Below are 15,030 nucleotides of genomic sequence, written 5' to 3'. Positions count from 1 at the left end.
GGGCGGTATGGGCGAGCGCGGCCATTGGGAGGACCTGCGGTGACGATGACGTTTGACTTCAGCCCCGGAGCACAGATCCCGCTGGACGGCACCCCGCACACCGGCGCGACCGCCGCCCTCTCCTCCGGAGCCTACCGGGACAACCCGCTGGAAGACCTGGTCAAGCTCAACGAGGAGACCGCGCACAAGGCGGGCCGGCACCGGGTGTTCGCCCCCAACTTCGGCGAGGCGTTCTGCCAGGCGGTGATCGCCCGTACCCTCGGCTCCTCCCGCAAGCCGCTGGTCCGCTCCTTCGGCATCGACCCGCGGATCGTCGTCGAGCACTGCCTGGAGGCCGAGGCCCTGCGGCACCGGCGCGACAAGCAGCTGACCGCGGTGGCCCTGATCTTCGGCTTCCTCTTCCTGCCCGGCACGCTGCTCTGGCTCGGCGCCTTCGAGTTCCGCCGCCGCAGCCACCCGGACAAGCAGTCGCTCTTCGGCGGACTCGCCCTGGCGGTCTGCGCGGTGATCGCGGTGCTGCTCGCCTGGCGTCCGCCGGTCGGCGGCGCCTTCGGGATCTACCTGCGGATCGTGATGCTGGGCGCGCCCATCGGCTGGCTGGTCGCCCGGCAGATCTGCCTGCGCTTCGCGATCCAGCTCCGGGCCCGCTGGGGTTCGCTGATCGACGGCGGCACGGTCGGCGCCCGGGTCCCCGACGCCGTGCCGATCGGCCCGGAGGACACCAAGGCGCAGACCCTCCGCAAGCAGCTGACGGGGCTGGCGTCCGAGCAGGAGACCAACTACCTCCACGTCGCGCACCGCAAGGGCGTGCTCGGCCTCGGACGGCGGTGGGCGGTCTGGCAGTTGGCCGAGCAGCTCGACCCCCGTGAGGGCATCGCCGAGATCAGGCCCTTCCACCCCTGGGACGTGATCCGGAAGATCGAGGACCACCTCGGCCGGATGAACCGCAGCCCGCTCGCGACCGGCGGCTTCCCCCAGTTGAAGGTGGAGCACTGGGCGATCGACTCGATAGGCGAGGGCGCGGACGAGATATCCCGGCCCAGCGGCCCGGAGTTCGACGGCTCGCGGATGCGCGCCTCCGCGCTCACCGACCTGGCCAACCGGCAGAACTTCGGCAGGTCGGGGGCGCGCCACTACCTGGGCGTGCAGTTCGTCCTCTTCGACGGCGGCCTGGTACTGACCCTGCTGATCCGGGTCTCGGTGCTGCACGAGACCCTGCGGATCGAGGTCTCCGGGTACGCCCTGGGACCGGTGGCCGGGGGCTTCACCAGCAAGCCGAAGCCGCCCGAGAAGACCGTCACCAAGCCCGGCAAGCCCTGGGAGACCACCACCGTCAAGACGCCGCTGGTGACCAACCAGGAGGTGGTGCGACTCACCGTGCGCGCGCCCTTCACCTGGAACCAGTCCATGCTCAACTGGCTCGGCGGCACCTTCAAGCTGCCGGAGCCCTTCGGCCTGCGCTCGGCCTGGGCCGGTCCGCCCTGGGGCAACCGCAACATGACCGACGACGCGACCCAGAGCGCCCTGGCGGTGCTGCGGGCGGTGCACTCGGCGGCGGTCGAGGTCCTGGTCGACCACGACGTGGACGTCGAGCGCTTCAAGAACCGCGCCAGCCTGCTCGGCATGGAGGTCCAGGGCACCCGCCCGTCCAAGCCGGACGACTTCGACGCCTGGTGACCCGCGCCGCCGGCGTCGGCCGCCTCCCGCGCCGGGTCAGCCGACGGGGCCCCAGCTGATCCCGCCGTGGTGCGCGGCGACCGCCGCGCCCAGCACCACCAGGTCGGTGACGCCGAGAGCCAGGCCGAGCAGGGCCCGTCCGCGACGCCCGGTCCCCCGGGCCAGCGAGACGCCGGCCAGGACGATCGCCAGCGGGCCGAGGGCGATGTTGAGGAAGAACACCCCCAGCAGGCCGAGGACGAAGGACGCGACAGCAGTGTCGTCGCCGTCCTCCCGGCTGCGCGCCGATCCGCTCGGCGCCGGGACGGCCTGTGTCCGTACTGCGGTCACGGGTCAGCCCTCCACGGTGGTGCGACGGCCGGCCCGGGCGATCCGCTCACGGACGGCGAAGGCCAGCAGCCAGCAGCCGACCACGGCGCAGCCGACGGCCAGCACCGGCGAACTCAGGTAGGAGGCGGCGCCCCAGAGCGCGCCGCTCAGGGCGAGCAGGACTACGAGGAGGACCATGGTGCTTCCCTTCACGAGAATTCAGAGCACAGTCGTTCACTGAATAATTCGAGGGTACCCCTGCCCCGCACTCGCCAATACCGGAGAACAGTTGTTTACTGCATGAGATGAGCCACACTCTCGGGCCGCGACAGTCCCAGAAGCAGCAGACCCGGCAGTCCCTCCTGGACGCCGGGATGCGACTGCTCGACCACCAAGGCCTCAGCAGCCTGGGCCTGCGCGAGGTCACCCGGGAGGCCGGCCTCACCCCCAGCGGCTTCTACCGGCACTTCCCCGACCTGCCCGCGTTCGGCATGGCCCTGGTCGAGGAGTCCTTCGGCAGCCTGCGCACACTGGTCCGGGCCATCCGCGCCGAGCAGGCCGGACCCGACGAGGTGATCGACCGCAGCATCGACCTGCTCGCCCGGTACGTCCACGAGCACCGCGCCAACCTGCGCTTCCTGGTCCGCGAGCGGCACGGCGGCGTGCGCCCGGTGCGGCAGGCCATCGCCGCCCGGATCCGGCAGTTCGCCGACGACCTCGCCGACGACCTCGCCGCCCAGCCCGAGTCGGCGGGCTGGGACCCGGAGGACCTGCGGGTCCTGGCCGACCTCTACGCGGACCACACGGTCACCACCGTCGCCGCGCTGCTGGAGGCGGAGGGCGACCCGGAGGACGAGCGGCGCATCGTCGCCACCGCCCGTCGGCAGCTGCGGCTGATCAGCATCGGCCGCCGCCACTGGCTGGACACCTGAAGCCGAGCCGGAACCGCCCTACCGGGCCACGTCCTCCGGCCAGGCGTCCGCGAGCATCTTCCGGGTGTCCGCCAGGAGTTGCGGCAGCACTCGGGTGTGGCCGATGACCGGCATGAAGTTGGTGTCCCCACCCCAGCGGGGCACCACGTGCTGGTGCAGGTGTGCGGCGATCCCGGCCCCGGCCACATCGCCCTGGTTCAGGCCGATGTTGAAGCCGTGCGCCCCGGAGGCCGCCCGCAGCGCGGTCATCGCCTGCTTGGTCAGCTCGGCGACGTCGGCGGTCTCCTCCGGCGTCAGCTCGGTGTAGTCCGCGACGTGCCGGTACGGGACCGCCATCAGGTGCCCGGAGTTGTACGGGTAGAGGTTGAGCACCGCGTAGGCGTGCTCCGCCCGACGGAGGATCAGCCCGTCCTCGTCCGACATGGCCGGGATCGAACAGAACGGACAGCCGTCACTGGCCTCCGGGCCGGTCGGCTTGTTCTCGCCCTTGATGTAGGCCATCCGGTGCGGGGTCCAAAGGCGCTGAAAAGCGTCCGGGACGCCAACTCCGCTCTGCTGCTCCGGCTCCGTCGTCATGGAGATCAGCATAGGCGTTGGGCTGGAGCAGCCGTAGGGCGGACTCGCGCTGAGCCCGCCCCACCCGGCACCCCCGCGCAGGCGGGGCAAACGGAACCTTCGACTTGTGCTGGTTCCGCATCTTCGGAGCACCCCCGCGCAGGCGGGGAAAAGCGTCAGACCTGAATGCGACGCTCCACCGCGTCCAGGATCTCGGCCAGCGCTTCGTCACGGGGGACGCCGTTCTTCTGCTCACCGTTGCGGTAGCGGAAGGAGACCGTGCCGGCCGCCATGTCCTCGTCGCCGACGATCAGCATGAACGGGACCTTGAGTCGCTGGTTGTTCCGGATCTTCTTCTGCATCCGGTCGTTGGAGGCGTCCACGTCCACCCGCAGCCCCTTGGCCTTCGCCTCGGCGGCGAACTCCTGGAGGTAGGAGACGTGGGCGTCGCCGATCGGGATGCCGACGGCCTGGACCGGCGAGAGCCACGGCGGCATCGCACCGGCGTAGTGCTCCAGCAGCACCGCGAAGAAGCGCTCGATCGAGCCGAACAGCGCACGGTGGATCATGACCGGCCGCTGCCGCGAGCCGTCCGCCGCCGTGTACTCCAGGTCGAAGCGCTCCGGCAGGTTGAAGTCCAGCTGGATGGTGCTCATCTGCCAGGTGCGGCCGATGGCGTCCCGGGCCTGGACCGAGATCTTCGGGCCGTAGAAGGCCGCGCCGCCCGGGTCGGGGGTCAGCGGCAGGCCCTGCTTCTCGGCGGCCTTGCGCAGGGTCTCGGTCGCCTCCTCCCACGCCTCGTCCGAGCCGACGAACTTGGTCTCGTCCTTGGTGGAGAGCTCCAGGTAGAAGTCGGTCAGGCCGTAGTCGCGGAGCAGGTCGAGCACGAAGGTCAGAGTGGAGTCGAGCTCCTCGGCCATCTGCTCGCGGGTGCAGTAGATGTGCGCGTCGTCCTGGGTGAAGCCCCGGGCGCGGGTCAGGCCGTGCACCACGCCGGACTTCTCGTAGCGGTAGACCGTGCCGAACTCGAAGAGCCGCAGCGGCAGTTCGCGGTAGGAACGGCCCCGGGCGTCGAAGATCAGGTTGTGCATGGGGCAGTTCATGGGCTTGAGGTAGTAGTCCACGCCCTCGTCCAGCTGCATGGGCGGGTACATGCCGTCGGCGTACCAGTCCAGGTGGCCGGACTTCTCGAAGAGCGCGCCCTTGGTCGCGTGCGGGGTGTAGACGAACTCGTAGTCCGCCTCCTCGTGCCGCTTCCGCGAGTAGTCCTCCATGGCGCGGCGCATGATGCCGCCCTTGGGGTGGAAGACCGCGAGGCCCGAGCCGATCTCGTCCGGGATCGAGAAGAGGTCGAGCTCGTTGCCGAGCTTGCGGTGGTCGCGCTTGGCGGCCTCCTCCAGGAAGTCCAGGTGCGCCTTGAGGTCGTCCTTGGTCGCCCAGGCGGTCCCGTAGATGCGCTGCAGCATCGGGTTCTTCTCGCTGCCGCGCCAGTAGGCGGCGGCGCTGCGCATCAGCTTGAACGCCGGGATCCGGGTGCTGGGCAGGTGCGGGCCCCGGCACAGGTCCTTCCAGCAGAGCTCGCCGCTCTTCGGGTCCAGGTTGTCGTAGATGGTGAGCTCGGCGCCGCCGACCTCGACGTCCGCGCCGTCGTCGCTGGTCGCGCCGCCCTTGAGGCCGATCAGCTCCAGCTTGTAGGGCTCGTTCGCCAGCTCCTCGCGGGCGGCCTCGTCGGTCACCGCGCGGCGGGAGAACTTCTGCCCGCGCTTGATGATCTCGGTCATCTTCTTCTCGACGGCCTTGAGGTCCTCCGGGGTGAACGGCTTGGCGACGTCGAAGTCGTAGTAGAAGCCGTCCTTGACCGGCGGGCCGATGCCGAGCTTGGCCTCGGGGAAGATCTCCTGCACGGCCTGGGCCATGATGTGGGCGGTGGAGTGGCGCAGGATCGACAGGCCGTCGGCGCTGTCGATCGCGACCGGCTCGACCTCGTCGCCGTCGGCCAGGACGTGGGCCAGGTCCTTCAGCTCGCCGCCGACCCGGGCCGCGATGACCGCGCGCTCACCGGGAAAGAGCTCCGCCGCCGTAGTGCCCGTGGTCACCACGCGCTCTTCCCGATCGGGTTCGCGGCTGATGATCACACGGACGTCCGACACCGGACTCTCCTGACTCTCGGCTTTACCTGCATGGGCAGCGATGGTGCTGCGGTCACGATGGTACCGAGCCCCCGCCCCCGCCCGCGCACGCGTCACCCCTCGGCGGCGTCCGCGACCCGCAGGGCCTTGAGCATCCGTTCGCGCTCCGCGTCGTCGAGTTCGACCACGGCCGGCGCCGAGGGCTCGCTCAGCCGGCGGAAGCCGCCCTTGCGCTCCAGCCGCCCGCGCAGCCGGACCGGGGTGCCGGCCAGGTGGGCCTCGACCGCCAGCCGGTAGCCGTCCTCGTCCAGCCTGACCCTGACCTCGTCGACGTCGGCGCCGGAGAGTACCCGCAGCCGGACCACGCCGCTGCCGGAGAGCTGCTGCCGCTTCAGCCGGACCACCGCGCCGGTGACCTCGACCTCGACCGCCGGTTCGATGTGCTCCAGCCGCTCCCCCGCCGCCTCCAGCGCGGGCAGGTCGCCCGGGGAGAACTCCAGCAGCTGCCGCCGGTTGCCGAAGCCGTGCGGGACGCCGACGCTCGGGGCCCAGGACAGCGCGATCTCCGCGCCCTCGCTGCCGCGCACCAGTTGGACGACGGAACCGATCAGCTCGCAGCTGACACCGAGCCGCACCCCGTTGTCAAAGGCGTCGATCCGGCCGGTGGTGCGCTGGTAGTCGACCGCGTCGCGCATCGCCTCCAGCGCCCGGACCAGGGTGGTGGTGGCCGGGCGGTCCTCGGGGGCCTCGGTGTAGGCGGTCAGCAGCCCGGCCCCGGTGCCCGGGGCGACGACCAGCACCCGGTCCAGGAACTCGGCGGCGTGGCTGTCGAAGCGGGCGCCGAAGTAGGCGGCGCGGGCGCGCCCGGCCTTGGCGGCGGCGGCCAGCATCGCGGTCGCCGCGGCGCGCAGTCCCGCCTCGCTGGCCCAGGGCACGGCCCCGCCGACGCCGGGAACCTCGCGCCGCCAGTGCACCTCGTCCCCGGGTACCAGCAGCGCGGTCAGGATCGCCTGGGCGGAGGCGACTCCGGAGCGCGCCAGCGCGGCCAGGGCCTCCTCCAGCAGGTCGGCGCTGTCGTCGAAGGCGCGGTCGGCCGGGACCAGCAGGCTGGTGTCGGGCTCCCGGTCGTCCGGCGGCGTCCAGCGGCTGTACCGGCCGCCGGCCCCGCCGTGGCGGCACCAGCCGTGCCGGGCCAGCAGGGTGAGCAGGACGTCCGGGTCGACGCGCGCGGGATCGGGCAGCGGCGGTCCCTCGGGTGGGTCGCCCGCCGGGGCGCGGCGCGCCCGGGCCGTCCGTGCCCGTACCGGGTCGACTGCCTCTGGTCGGGTGTCGCGCCGCATTGCCGTCACGCCTTCCCTCCCGTGCGGGCCGGTCGCCTCATGGTCGTTCACCTGCCCCCACACGCGCCATGATGGCGCACAGCGCGCGGTCGTCGAAGACCTGGCCCGTCGGTATCCGGACATTCGTCCGGCGCCTGCCGGTGACGGGTTGACCGGCGAGGTTGACCCAGTAGCAGCAGTGCCGCAGCTCAAGCCGGTCAGGACCGGCCACCAGCCACTGGTCGATCTCCCGCGGGACCAGCATCACCACCAGGATCTTGTGCACGGCGACCCGGCTCTGGGCGAGCTTCCGCAGGTGGTCGTTGTCCAGGGTGAAGCTGAAGTGGCTTCCGGGTGGATTCGGCGGGATCTGGTGGGTGCACTTCAGTTGAACCTTGATAGTGGCCTCGTCGTCGACCGTGTGCGCGGAACTGCCGTGGCTGACGTGCCAGTCGATGCCGTTGTCCGGGAAGGGCGAGGCGAGCGCGCAGCCCGCCGCCGCGGCGACCGCGTGCAGATATCCCACCTGGAGCGTCTCCATGCAGGAGGTGACCGCGAGTTGACCCCGCATCGATTGTCCCGATCCGGCTGCGCTCCACTGCGGAGGCGTGGCGTCCGGGCCGGGTTGTGTCAGCGCCATTGGCTGCCGTCCCCGTGAGCGACGGCCGGCCGTTCCGACCGGACGGGCCGTCACCTGTAGTCATCTCCGCCCGAAAGCGCGGCGAAACTGCCTGGCCGTCAGCAGGGTTCAGAACACCAGGTGATCGGGTATCAGCACAGTGTGACCACCGGCGGTGGTGGTCGTCGCGGGGAGGCCGCCATGACTCACTGGTACGAGGGGGCGCTCGCCTCCTTCGACACCGAGACCACCGGTGTCGATGTGGAGCAGGACCGGATCGTGACGGCCGCGCTGGTGGTGCAGCAGGCGGGCGGCGGCGGGGTGCTGCGGCAGGACTGGGCCGCCGATCCGGGAGTGCCGATCCCGGCGGGAGCGACGGCGGTGAACGGCCTGACCGACGAGTGGGCGCGGAGCCACGGGCGACCGGTGGGGCTGGTGGTCGCGGAGGTGGCCCGGGCGCTGGCCGAATGCGCCCGGCAGGGGCTGCCGCTGGTGGTGATGAACGCCCCCTACGATCTGACGCTGCTGGACCGGGAGTTGCGACGGCACCGGGGCGTGTCGCTGACCGACGTCCTGTCCGGCGCGCCGCTGCTGGTGCTGGACCCGCGGGTGCTGGACAAGCACCTGGACCGCTACCGCAAGGGCCGCCGCCGGCTGGCCGACCTGTGCGAGCACTACGGCGTCCCGCTGGAGGACGCCCACGACGCGGCGGCGGACGCGACCGCCGCGCTGGAGCTGACCCGGGCGATCGGCCGCCGCTACGCGGAGCGGCTGGCCGGGCTGACGCCGGCCGAGCTGCACCTGCGGCAGGCGCTCTGGCACGCGGCCCAGGCCCGGGGCCTGCAGCGGTGGTTCACCGACAGCGGTTCGCCGGAGCTGGTCGACACCGCCTGGCCGCTGCGGCGGCAGCTGGACCAGGCGGCCTGAGCAGCCGTCAGCCGCGGTTGCGACGCCCGGAAACGCCGGAAGGCCCCTCGATCGAGGGGCCTTCCGGCGTTTCACGGTGCGCAATGCTGGGTTCGAACCAGCGACCTCTCCGGTGTGAACGGAGCGCTCTCCCACTGAGCTAATCGCGCGGGGCAACGAAGAGAACATTAGCATTGCTGCTGCTCGGGGACTAAATCCATTCCCCTGCCCTTTCCCGGCCGCTTTCCCGGCGACGTCGCCGCCGGAAACGACCAAGCCCCGCCGGCCATGGGCCGACGGGGCTTCGAACAGATGTGCGCAATGCTGGGTTCGAACCAGCGACCTCTCCGGTGTGAACGGAGCGCTCTCCCACTGAGCTAATCGCGCGGGCTGGACTGACAAGGAAAACCTTACCGCATGCCCGGGAGTGCTCCGAAACCGCCGTCGATCTTGCGTCCGGCGCCGCCGCAGGCCGACGCACGGGGCCCGAGGAGCCCCGAGGGGACTGCGGTGCAGGTGGGGCCGATGCTCCGGAAGGGGTACCAGGTGCGTACTAATCGGGACAGAGGGGTTTACACCGGTCCCACTGGTGGGATGGTCCGTTCGCCGACGTGCGATCCCCGAGCGCACACTGAGCGAAAGGCCCTGGCGCTTATGAACACCACGGTCAGTTGCGAGCTGCACCTGCGCCTCATCGTGTCTAGCGAGTCTTCCCTGCCCGTCCCCGCGGGCCTGCGCTACGACACCGCCGACCCCTATGCCGTGCATGCCACCTTCCACACGGGCGCCGACGAAACCGTCGACTGGGTCTTCGCCCGAGACCTCCTCGCGGAGGGGCTGCACCGGCCGACCGGGACCGGCGACGTCCGTGTCTGGCCCTCCCGCAGCCACGGACAAGGCGTCGTCTGCATCGCCCTGAGCTCTCCGGAAGGAGAGGCCCTGCTGGAAGCCCCGGCGCGTGCGCTGGAGTCCTTCCTCAAGCGGACGGATGCCGCGGTTCCCCCCGGTACCGAGCACCGTCACTTCGATCTGGACCGGGAGCTCTCGCACATCCTCGCGGAGAGCTGAAACGGTCCTTCCCTCCTACCGTGCGGCGCCGTGTCTACTCGGGGGCACGGACCGCACACCGTCCCGTGCCGCCGTCGTCCACTCCCCCCGGACGACGGCGGTTTCGGCATGGCGCGCCGCCCGCCTGCGCCTTGCACCGGACGCGGCATCGCGACGGTAGAGTCACCCGTCCAGGACCCGGCCAGGACAGGGCTCGGGCATGACGGGCCAGGGGGTCCCGACGTGTTGGTCACCCATGACACCCAGTGCGCACTCGACGCACTGGTGGACCTGCTGAACACCGCGCCGGACGTGTGCGGGCACGAGGGACTGGCGGACCTGGCGGCACTGCACGGCTTCGTGGCGCGGTCCGAGATCGTCGAGGTGGCCGCGCTGACCGAGGCCGATCTGGCGGCGGTCCGGCGGGTCCGCACCGAACTGCACGCGATCTTCCGGGCCGGCACTCCGGAGGCGGCGGCACAGCAGGTGAACGCGCTGGTGGCGCGGGCGGGCACGACCCCCCGGCTGACCAACCACGACGGCCACGGCTGGCACATGCACTACTTCGCCCCCCGGGCGGCGCTGGCCGAGCACCTGGCGGCGGAGTCGGGGATGGCGCTGGCCTTCATCGTGGTCGCCGGCGAGCGGGAGCGGCTCCGCTACTGCGAGGCCCCCGACTGCGCCCGGGTCTTCGTCGACCTGTCCCGCAACCGCTCCCGGCGCTACTGCGACAGCCGGACCTGCGGCAACCGGCTGCACGTGGCCGCGTACCGGGCGCGGCAGCGGACCATGCCGGAGCAGGCCGGTCCGGCCGAGCCGACCGGGCAGGCCGCCGGGGTCACAGCCCTCGGCGCTTGAGGATCTCCTCCACGTCGGCGAAGTCGCCGAGGCCGTCGTCGGCGCCCGACTTCCCGGCCGGCTTGGCGGCGGTCACGGCCGGCAGGTTGCCGCTCCGGCCGGTCGGGGCGGCGGGCCGGTCGGCGGCCTTGGGGACCGCCTTGTCCGAGCCGCTGCTCCGGCCCACGCCGGTGAGCAGCAGTACCACCGCGGCCGCGCCGAGCATCCCGGCACCGGCCCAGACGCCCGGGTTGAAGACCAGGTTGGCGGCCCAGTCGGCGACGGCGTGGCCGATCCGGTCGAACATGGTCAGCAGCCCGGTCAGGTAGAGGCCGGTGGGCACCAGGGCGAGGGCGGCCCACCGCACCGCGCGGCGCCACCGGCGCGCCGTCCCCGACGTCACCGCCAGCACCACCGCGACAGCCGAGAGCACCAAACACACAATCGCAGTCATCAGCCCACGTCTCCTTCGTCGGTGCCCCGCATCGTCCGTGCGTCCCGGTCGAACGCTGGGCGACACCGTCTCCATTCATGGTGCCCCCGAATGGGAGACTTACGGCCATGAGCAATAGTTCCCTTTTCCGCGTCGAGTACTGGTGCGAGCTCCAGTGCCCCGACTGCGCATCGGCCCTGGACGACCTCCGGGCGCTGCGCGCCGCCTACGGCGACCGGCTGGAGATCCAGCTGCGGCACTTCCCGCTGGAGCGGCACAAGCACGCCTTCGCCGCGGCCCAGGCCGCCGAGGAGGCCTTCGTCCAGGGCCAGGGCTGGCCGTACGTGGAGGCGGTGCTGGCCAGGACCGCCGAGCTGGCCGAGCGGGGTGAGGAACTGCTGGTGGAGGTGGCCCGGGAGCTCGGCCTCGACGCCGAGGAGATGGACACCGCGCTGATCGACGGGCGGCACATGCTGGTGGTCGACGCCGACCAGGCCGAGGGCAAGGCGATCGGGGTGACCGGGACGCCGACCTATGTGGTCGCGGGTCGGCGGCTGGACGCCGGGCAGTCGCAGGCGGGGATCCGCGAACAGATCACGGAGCTGCTGGGGCAGCCGTAGCGGACCACGGCTGCCCCGCCGCACGGGCGCCGCTCAGAGGTCCTTGAGCAGCGAGGTGAGGTAGACCTCGTAGCCGAGCGAGCGGTAGAGGGCGTTGGCCGGAACGTTGTCGGCGAAGACGTTGAGGCCCAGCCGGGGCAGTCCGGCGGCGACGGTCTCGCGCTCGGCGAGCAGCATCAGCGTCCGGCCGTGGCCCCGGCCCCGGTGGCCCGGCTCGACCTCGACGTCGAACACCCAGGGCAGGGGCTTGCCGTCGGGGCCGGGCGGGCCGCTGTGGGCCACCCAGACGGTACCCGCGGTGGCACCGTCGACCACCAGTCGGCGCAGGATGGTGGCGGGGGTGTGCAGCCCCTCGGGGAGCAGTTGGGCGAAGTCCCGGTCGGCCTTGGTCCTGGCCGCCGCCGGGGGCATGCCGGACCTGGCCAGCGAGTCCGCGTAGCCGTCCGTGTGGTAGACCGCCCAGGCCGGGTACTCGGCCTCGTCGAAGCTCGCGGCCACCGCGCCGGCGGGCAGCGCGGGCGGTTCGGCGGGCATCTCCTTCACCATGTTGCGGGCCCGGACCGTGTAGCCGAGGGCGGTGGCGAAGCGCAGCGCGGCCGGGGCGTCGGCGTCCTCGACCAGGCCGAAGTAGGCGCCGTGGCAGTTCCAGCCGCGCAGCACCTCCTCGGCGGCGAGTGCGGCGACCGTGCCCCGGCCGCGACCGCGCTCGGCCTGATTGATCGTCAACTGATTGACCCTGCCCTCGCGTCGACCGTTCCCGTCGGCCGGGGAGGCGGAGACGGCGACGGTGCCGACCGGGCGGCCGTTGACGCAGACGGCGAAGTCGCGGGCGAGCGCGCCGTCGGGCATGGACCGCTCAGGAGCGCCGGGGCGCAGCGTGGTTGTCATCAGGGTTCCATCTCGGCGGCGGCCCGCTCGGCGAAGACGGCCATCACCTTGGCGGTCACCGGGCCCGGGGCGCCGGGGAGTTCGCGGTCGTCGACCCGGGACACCCCCTGGACGTCGCGCAGGGTGCCGGTGAGGAAGACCTCGTCGGCCCGCTGCAGCACCGACAGCGGCAGGTCCTCCTCGGCGGCCTCCAGCCACTGGAGCACCAGCGCGCGGGTGACGCCGGCCAGGCAGCCGGAGCTGAGCGGCGGGGTGACGATCCGGCCGTCGAGGACGACGAAGACATTGGATCCGGTGCCCTCGCAGAGGCGTCCGGCGGTGTTGCCGAGGATCGCCTCGGAGGCGCCGTACTCGTGGGCGCGGGCCAGGGCGACGACGTTCTCGGCGTAGGAGGTGGTCTTCAGCCCGGCGACGGCGCTGTGCTCGTTGCGGGTCCAGGGCACGGTCACCACCGGCGCGGCGTCGGGCCGGCGGGCGACCTCGCCGAGGGCCACGATCAGGGTGGGGCCGTGGTCGCCCCGGTCCGAGCCGAGCGGCCCGAGGCCGCCGGTGTAGGTGATCCGCAGTCGGCCGAGCGGCGCCGGGTTGGCGTCCAGCACCTCGGCGCAGGCGCGCCGGACCGACTCCCGGTCGGGCGCGGGCAGACCGAGGCCGCGCGCGGAGCGCTCCAGCCGGTCGAGGTGGCGGCCGAGCGCGAAGGGACGCCCTTCGACGGCCTTCACGGTCTCGAAGATGCCGTCCCCGACGGTGATCCCGTGGTCGAGGACGGAGACGGCGGCCTGCCCGGAGTCCTGCAGGGCGCCATTGACCCAGATCCGCACGATGGTGCTTCCTTCCCGTCTGCCGGTCAGTTGGTTGGCTCGGACGCTACCGCAAGCAGCCGGGCCGCCTTCAGTTCCGTCTCGTCCCATTCCCGCTCGGGGTCGGAGCCCCAGGTGATGCCGGCACCGGTGCCGAAGCGGACGGTGGGACCGGCCGCGTCGGTCCGGTCCAGCCAGAAGGTGCGGATGCCGACCGCGAGCACCGCCTCGCCCCGGTCCGCGTCGACCCAGCCGACGGCGCCGCAGTAGGGGCCGCGCGGCGCGGTCTCCAGCGCCTCGATGATGCGCAGGGCACTGGACTTGGGGGCGCCGGTGACCGAGCCGGGCGGGAAGGTCGCGTCCAGCAGTGCGGGCCAGCCCGCCCCGGGCCTGAGCCTGCCCTCGACCGTGGAGACCAGGTGGACCAGGCCCGGGTGCTTCTCGACCGCGCAGAGGTCGGGCACGGTGACGCTGCCGGTCCGGCAGACCCGGCCCAGGTCGTTGCGGACCAGGTCCACGATCATCACGTTCTCGGCGTAGTCCTTGTCCAGCAGGTCGGCCTCGGTCCGGCCGGTGCCCTTGATCGGGCCGGAGGAGACGAGGTCCCCGCGCCGCTCCAGGAAGAGTTCGGGCGAGGCGGTGGCCACCTCGACCCCGTGCGCCGGCAGCCGGACGGTCCCGGCGTAGGGGGCGGGATTGCCGTGCGCGAGGCGGGTGCCGAGCGCGTCCACGTCGGCCAGGGCGGGGTCGGGCAGCGGGGCGCTGAGCACCCGGCAGAGGTTGGCCTGGTAGACCTCGCCGGCCGCGATCCGCTCGCGGATGGCGCGGACGCCGTCGGTGTAGCCGTCCCGGTCGAGCGAGCTGTGCCAGGCGTCCCGGGACGGGCCCTGCCAGCCGGAGGGGTCGGCGGGAGCGGGGGCGGCGGCGGAGCCGGTCGGACGGACGTCGGCGAAGCGGGCGGCGGTGAGCCGGCCCTCGAAGTCGGCGACCACGGCCCAGAAGCCGCTGCTGTCGAGGGCGGCCGGGTCGTCGGTGACATCGAGCAGTCCGGTGGCGACACGCCCGGCGAATCGGGCTATCGCGGCCGAGGGGGCGGGGGGACGGTTCACGGGCGGCTCTTGATTCTGTGTGGGGCTGCGGGGTCTCCGCGTTGCCGAAGTCTAGGTTCCCGCCGACGGAAGTGGCTGTACGGAGGGCTCCCCGGCCTTCGGGGGCAGGGCGGCGCGGGGCCGGGAGCGGTCGGCCGGCAGGCGTCCCGGAGGTGTCCGGGAGGAGGCTTCCAGGGGTGCTCCGGCGGCTCGCCGCAGGTCGTCGGGGATACGGAATTTGAGCTGGGCCCGGAATCCGCTAAAGTTCAACACGTCGCCAGGACGCGGACCGCAAGAAACAAGCGGAACGCCGATCGGAGATCATGCGGATGTGGCTCAGTGGTAGAGCATCACCTTGCCAAGGTGAGGGTCGCGGGTTCGAATCCCGTCATCCGCTCGGAAGAGGACCGTCGGTTGGTCCTCGACTCACTCGGTGGAGTGGCCGAGAGGCGAGGCAACGGCCTGCAAAGCCGTCTACACGGGTTCAAATCCCGTCTCCACCTCACAGTAGTACCGGCGACAGCGTCATCGTCGCCGCCCGCGCGATTAGCTCAGCGGGAGAGCGCTTCCCTGACACGGAAGAGGTCACTGGTTCAATCCCAGTATCGCGCACTGCAGTAAGCGGTAGCAGTACCGTCCCCGCGCGATTAGCTCAGCGGGAGAGCGCTTCCCTGACACGGAAGAGGTCACTGGTTCAATCCCAGTATCGCGCACTGTCCTGGTCAGCCAGGGCTTGCAGCGGCAGCAACCCGCAGCAGCAGTAAGCGGTAGCAGTACCGTCCCGCGCGATTAGCTCAGCGGGAGAGCGCTTCCCTGACACGGAAGAGGTCACTGGTTCAATCCCAGTATCGCGCACCGAAGAGGCCGCCCC

The 15,030-nt window shown here is 71.9% G+C and carries 16 protein-coding genes and 7 tRNA genes; 11 read left to right on the top strand and 12 right to left on the bottom strand.

What is annotated here, in order from left to right:
• The first annotated feature begins 45 nt into the window (after positions 1-45).
• The gene (locus tag BS75_RS36010; RefSeq protein ID WP_034091211.1) at positions 46-1,677 is read left to right on the top strand and encodes a hypothetical protein; all 1,632 of its coding nucleotides are present in this window, start codon (positions 46-48) and stop codon (positions 1,675-1,677) included.
• A 36-nt stretch (positions 1,678-1,713) separates the two neighbouring features.
• On the opposite strand, the gene BS75_RS36005 is transcribed toward BS75_RS36010, so the two are convergent.
• The gene (locus tag BS75_RS36005; protein ID WP_034091210.1) at positions 1,714-2,007 is read right to left on the bottom strand and encodes a hypothetical protein; all 294 of its coding nucleotides are present in this window, start codon (positions 2,005-2,007) and stop codon (positions 1,714-1,716) included.
• Positions 2,008-2,010: 3 nt separating this feature from the next.
• Positions 2,011-2,184 carry a hypothetical protein gene (locus BS75_RS49645; RefSeq protein ID WP_169790767.1) on the bottom strand — a complete coding sequence of 58 codons (174 nt, stop codon included), beginning with the start codon at positions 2,182-2,184 and terminating at the stop codon, positions 2,011-2,013.
• Positions 2,185-2,291: 107 nt separating this feature from the next.
• Here BS75_RS49645 and BS75_RS36000 point away from each other — a divergent pair, with 107 nt between their 5' ends.
• Positions 2,292-2,918: a TetR family transcriptional regulator gene (locus tag BS75_RS36000; protein ID WP_034091209.1), complete on the top strand. Its 627-nt coding sequence runs from the start codon at positions 2,292-2,294 to the stop codon at positions 2,916-2,918.
• 18 nt (positions 2,919-2,936) lie between these two features.
• On the opposite strand, the gene BS75_RS35995 is transcribed toward BS75_RS36000, so the two are convergent.
• The 4 genes from BS75_RS35995 to BS75_RS35980 form a co-directional block, all read right to left on the bottom strand.
• Positions 2,937-3,506: an HIT family protein gene (locus BS75_RS35995; protein WP_034091208.1), complete on the bottom strand. Its 570-nt coding sequence runs from the start codon at positions 3,504-3,506 to the stop codon at positions 2,937-2,939.
• 143 nt (positions 3,507-3,649) lie between these two features.
• A complete protein-coding gene (thrS, locus tag BS75_RS35990) occupies positions 3,650-5,623 on the bottom strand; it encodes a threonine--tRNA ligase (protein WP_034091207.1) in 1,974 nt (657 codons plus the stop codon).
• A 92-nt stretch (positions 5,624-5,715) separates the two neighbouring features.
• Positions 5,716-6,942 (bottom strand): hypothetical protein, encoded by a 1,227-nt coding sequence (locus tag BS75_RS35985; protein WP_034091206.1) that lies wholly within the window; start codon positions 6,940-6,942, stop codon positions 5,716-5,718.
• A gap of 37 nt (positions 6,943-6,979) precedes the next feature.
• Entirely contained in the window at positions 6,980-7,561 is a 582-nt protein-coding gene (locus BS75_RS35980; protein ID WP_034091205.1) for a DUF4365 domain-containing protein, read from the bottom strand.
• Between the two features lie 180 nt (positions 7,562-7,741).
• On the opposite strand from BS75_RS35980, the gene BS75_RS35975 reads away from it, so the two are divergent.
• On the top strand, positions 7,742-8,467 hold the full coding sequence (locus BS75_RS35975) for an exonuclease domain-containing protein (RefSeq protein WP_034091204.1): 726 nt from the start codon (positions 7,742-7,744) through the stop codon (positions 8,465-8,467).
• Between the two features lie 77 nt (positions 8,468-8,544).
• On the opposite strand, the gene BS75_RS35970 is transcribed toward BS75_RS35975, so the two are convergent.
• Together BS75_RS35970 and BS75_RS35965 are read right to left on the bottom strand one after the other, a co-directional pair.
• Positions 8,545-8,616, bottom strand: a tRNA-Val gene (locus tag BS75_RS35970).
• A 145-nt stretch (positions 8,617-8,761) separates the two neighbouring features.
• A tRNA-Val gene (locus tag BS75_RS35965) sits at positions 8,762-8,833 on the bottom strand.
• Positions 8,834-9,100: 267 nt separating this feature from the next.
• Between BS75_RS35965 and BS75_RS35960 the strand changes: the two genes are divergently transcribed.
• Together BS75_RS35960 and BS75_RS35955 are read left to right on the top strand one after the other, a co-directional pair.
• On the top strand, positions 9,101-9,514 hold the full coding sequence (locus BS75_RS35960) for an SsgA family sporulation/cell division regulator (RefSeq protein WP_034091203.1): 414 nt from the start codon (positions 9,101-9,103) through the stop codon (positions 9,512-9,514).
• Positions 9,515-9,736: 222 nt separating this feature from the next.
• Positions 9,737-10,351, top strand: coding sequence for a CGNR zinc finger domain-containing protein (locus tag BS75_RS35955; RefSeq protein ID WP_042437394.1), 615 nt, complete (start codon positions 9,737-9,739; stop codon positions 10,349-10,351).
• Here the strand turns inward: BS75_RS35955 and BS75_RS35950 are convergent.
• Entirely contained in the window at positions 10,332-10,784 is a 453-nt protein-coding gene (locus tag BS75_RS35950) for a hypothetical protein (protein ID WP_152645726.1), read from the bottom strand. The genes BS75_RS35955 and BS75_RS35950 overlap by 20 nt on opposite strands.
• Positions 10,785-10,891: 107 nt before the next feature.
• Between BS75_RS35950 and BS75_RS35945 the strand changes: the two genes are divergently transcribed.
• Positions 10,892-11,383, top strand: coding sequence for a DsbA family protein (locus tag BS75_RS35945; RefSeq protein WP_034091202.1), 492 nt, complete (start codon positions 10,892-10,894; stop codon positions 11,381-11,383).
• A gap of 33 nt (positions 11,384-11,416) precedes the next feature.
• Here the strand turns inward: BS75_RS35945 and BS75_RS35940 are convergent, their stop codons facing one another.
• From BS75_RS35940 to BS75_RS35930, 3 genes are read right to left on the bottom strand one after another with little or no spacing between them, the layout of a single operon-like run.
• Positions 11,417-12,271: a GNAT family N-acetyltransferase gene (locus tag BS75_RS35940; protein WP_034091201.1), complete on the bottom strand. Its 855-nt coding sequence runs from the start codon at positions 12,269-12,271 to the stop codon at positions 11,417-11,419.
• The gene (locus BS75_RS35935; RefSeq protein WP_034091200.1) at positions 12,271-13,092 is read right to left on the bottom strand and encodes an aminotransferase class IV; all 822 of its coding nucleotides are present in this window, start codon (positions 13,090-13,092) and stop codon (positions 12,271-12,273) included. Before BS75_RS35935 ends, BS75_RS35940 begins: the two co-directional genes overlap by 1 nt.
• A gap of 26 nt (positions 13,093-13,118) precedes the next feature.
• Complete coding sequence (locus tag BS75_RS35930; protein WP_231607994.1) at positions 13,119-14,180, bottom strand: chorismate-binding protein; 1,062 nt, start codon at positions 14,178-14,180, stop codon at positions 13,119-13,121.
• Between the two features lie 304 nt (positions 14,181-14,484).
• Between BS75_RS35930 and BS75_RS35925 the strand changes: the two genes are divergently transcribed.
• The 5 genes from BS75_RS35925 to BS75_RS35905 all read left to right on the top strand — a co-directional run bounded on the left by BS75_RS35925 (position 14,485) and on the right by BS75_RS35905 (position 15,014).
• A tRNA-Gly gene (locus BS75_RS35925) sits at positions 14,485-14,556 on the top strand.
• Between the two features lie 35 nt (positions 14,557-14,591).
• Positions 14,592-14,662, top strand: a tRNA-Cys gene (locus BS75_RS35920).
• Between the two features lie 37 nt (positions 14,663-14,699).
• Positions 14,700-14,771: transfer RNA gene (locus tag BS75_RS35915), tRNA-Val, on the top strand.
• Between the two features lie 29 nt (positions 14,772-14,800).
• A tRNA-Val gene (locus tag BS75_RS35910) sits at positions 14,801-14,872 on the top strand.
• A gap of 70 nt (positions 14,873-14,942) precedes the next feature.
• A tRNA-Val gene (locus BS75_RS35905) sits at positions 14,943-15,014 on the top strand.
• Positions 15,015-15,030: the final 16 nt, after the last annotated feature.

The organism is Streptacidiphilus albus JL83 (genome assembly GCF_000744705.1).
GTDB classification, from domain to species: Bacteria; Actinomycetota; Actinomycetes; order Streptomycetales; family Streptomycetaceae; genus Streptacidiphilus; species Streptacidiphilus albus.
This window is presented reverse-complemented; position numbering and strand designations above follow the sequence as displayed.

Excerpts from the sequence above, each read along its gene's own strand:
- BS75_RS35945 (WP_034091202.1), top strand. The coding sequence starts at position 10,892 with ATGAGCAATAGTTCCCTTTTCCGCGTCGAGTACTGGTGCGAGCTCCAG.
- BS75_RS35950 (WP_152645726.1), bottom strand. The coding sequence starts at position 10,784 with ATGACTGCGATTGTGTGTTTGGTGCTCTCGGCTGTCGCGGTGGTGCTG.
- BS75_RS35960 (WP_034091203.1), top strand. The coding sequence starts at position 9,101 with ATGAACACCACGGTCAGTTGCGAGCTGCACCTGCGCCTCATCGTGTCT.
- BS75_RS49645 (WP_169790767.1), bottom strand. The coding sequence starts at position 2,184 with ATGGTCCTCCTCGTAGTCCTGCTCGCCCTGAGCGGCGCGCTCTGGGGC.
- BS75_RS35940 (WP_034091201.1), bottom strand. The coding sequence starts at position 12,271 with ATGACAACCACGCTGCGCCCCGGCGCTCCTGAGCGGTCCATGCCCGAC.
- BS75_RS35985 (WP_034091206.1), bottom strand. The coding sequence starts at position 6,942 with ATGCGGCGCGACACCCGACCAGAGGCAGTCGACCCGGTACGGGCACGG.
- BS75_RS35980 (WP_034091205.1), bottom strand. The coding sequence starts at position 7,561 with ATGGCGCTGACACAACCCGGCCCGGACGCCACGCCTCCGCAGTGGAGC.
- BS75_RS36000 (WP_034091209.1), top strand. The coding sequence starts at position 2,292 with ATGAGCCACACTCTCGGGCCGCGACAGTCCCAGAAGCAGCAGACCCGG.
- BS75_RS35995 (WP_034091208.1), bottom strand. The coding sequence starts at position 3,506 with ATGCTGATCTCCATGACGACGGAGCCGGAGCAGCAGAGCGGAGTTGGC.
- BS75_RS35975 (WP_034091204.1), top strand. The coding sequence starts at position 7,742 with ATGACTCACTGGTACGAGGGGGCGCTCGCCTCCTTCGACACCGAGACC.
- BS75_RS36010 (WP_034091211.1), top strand. The coding sequence starts at position 46 with ATGACGTTTGACTTCAGCCCCGGAGCACAGATCCCGCTGGACGGCACC.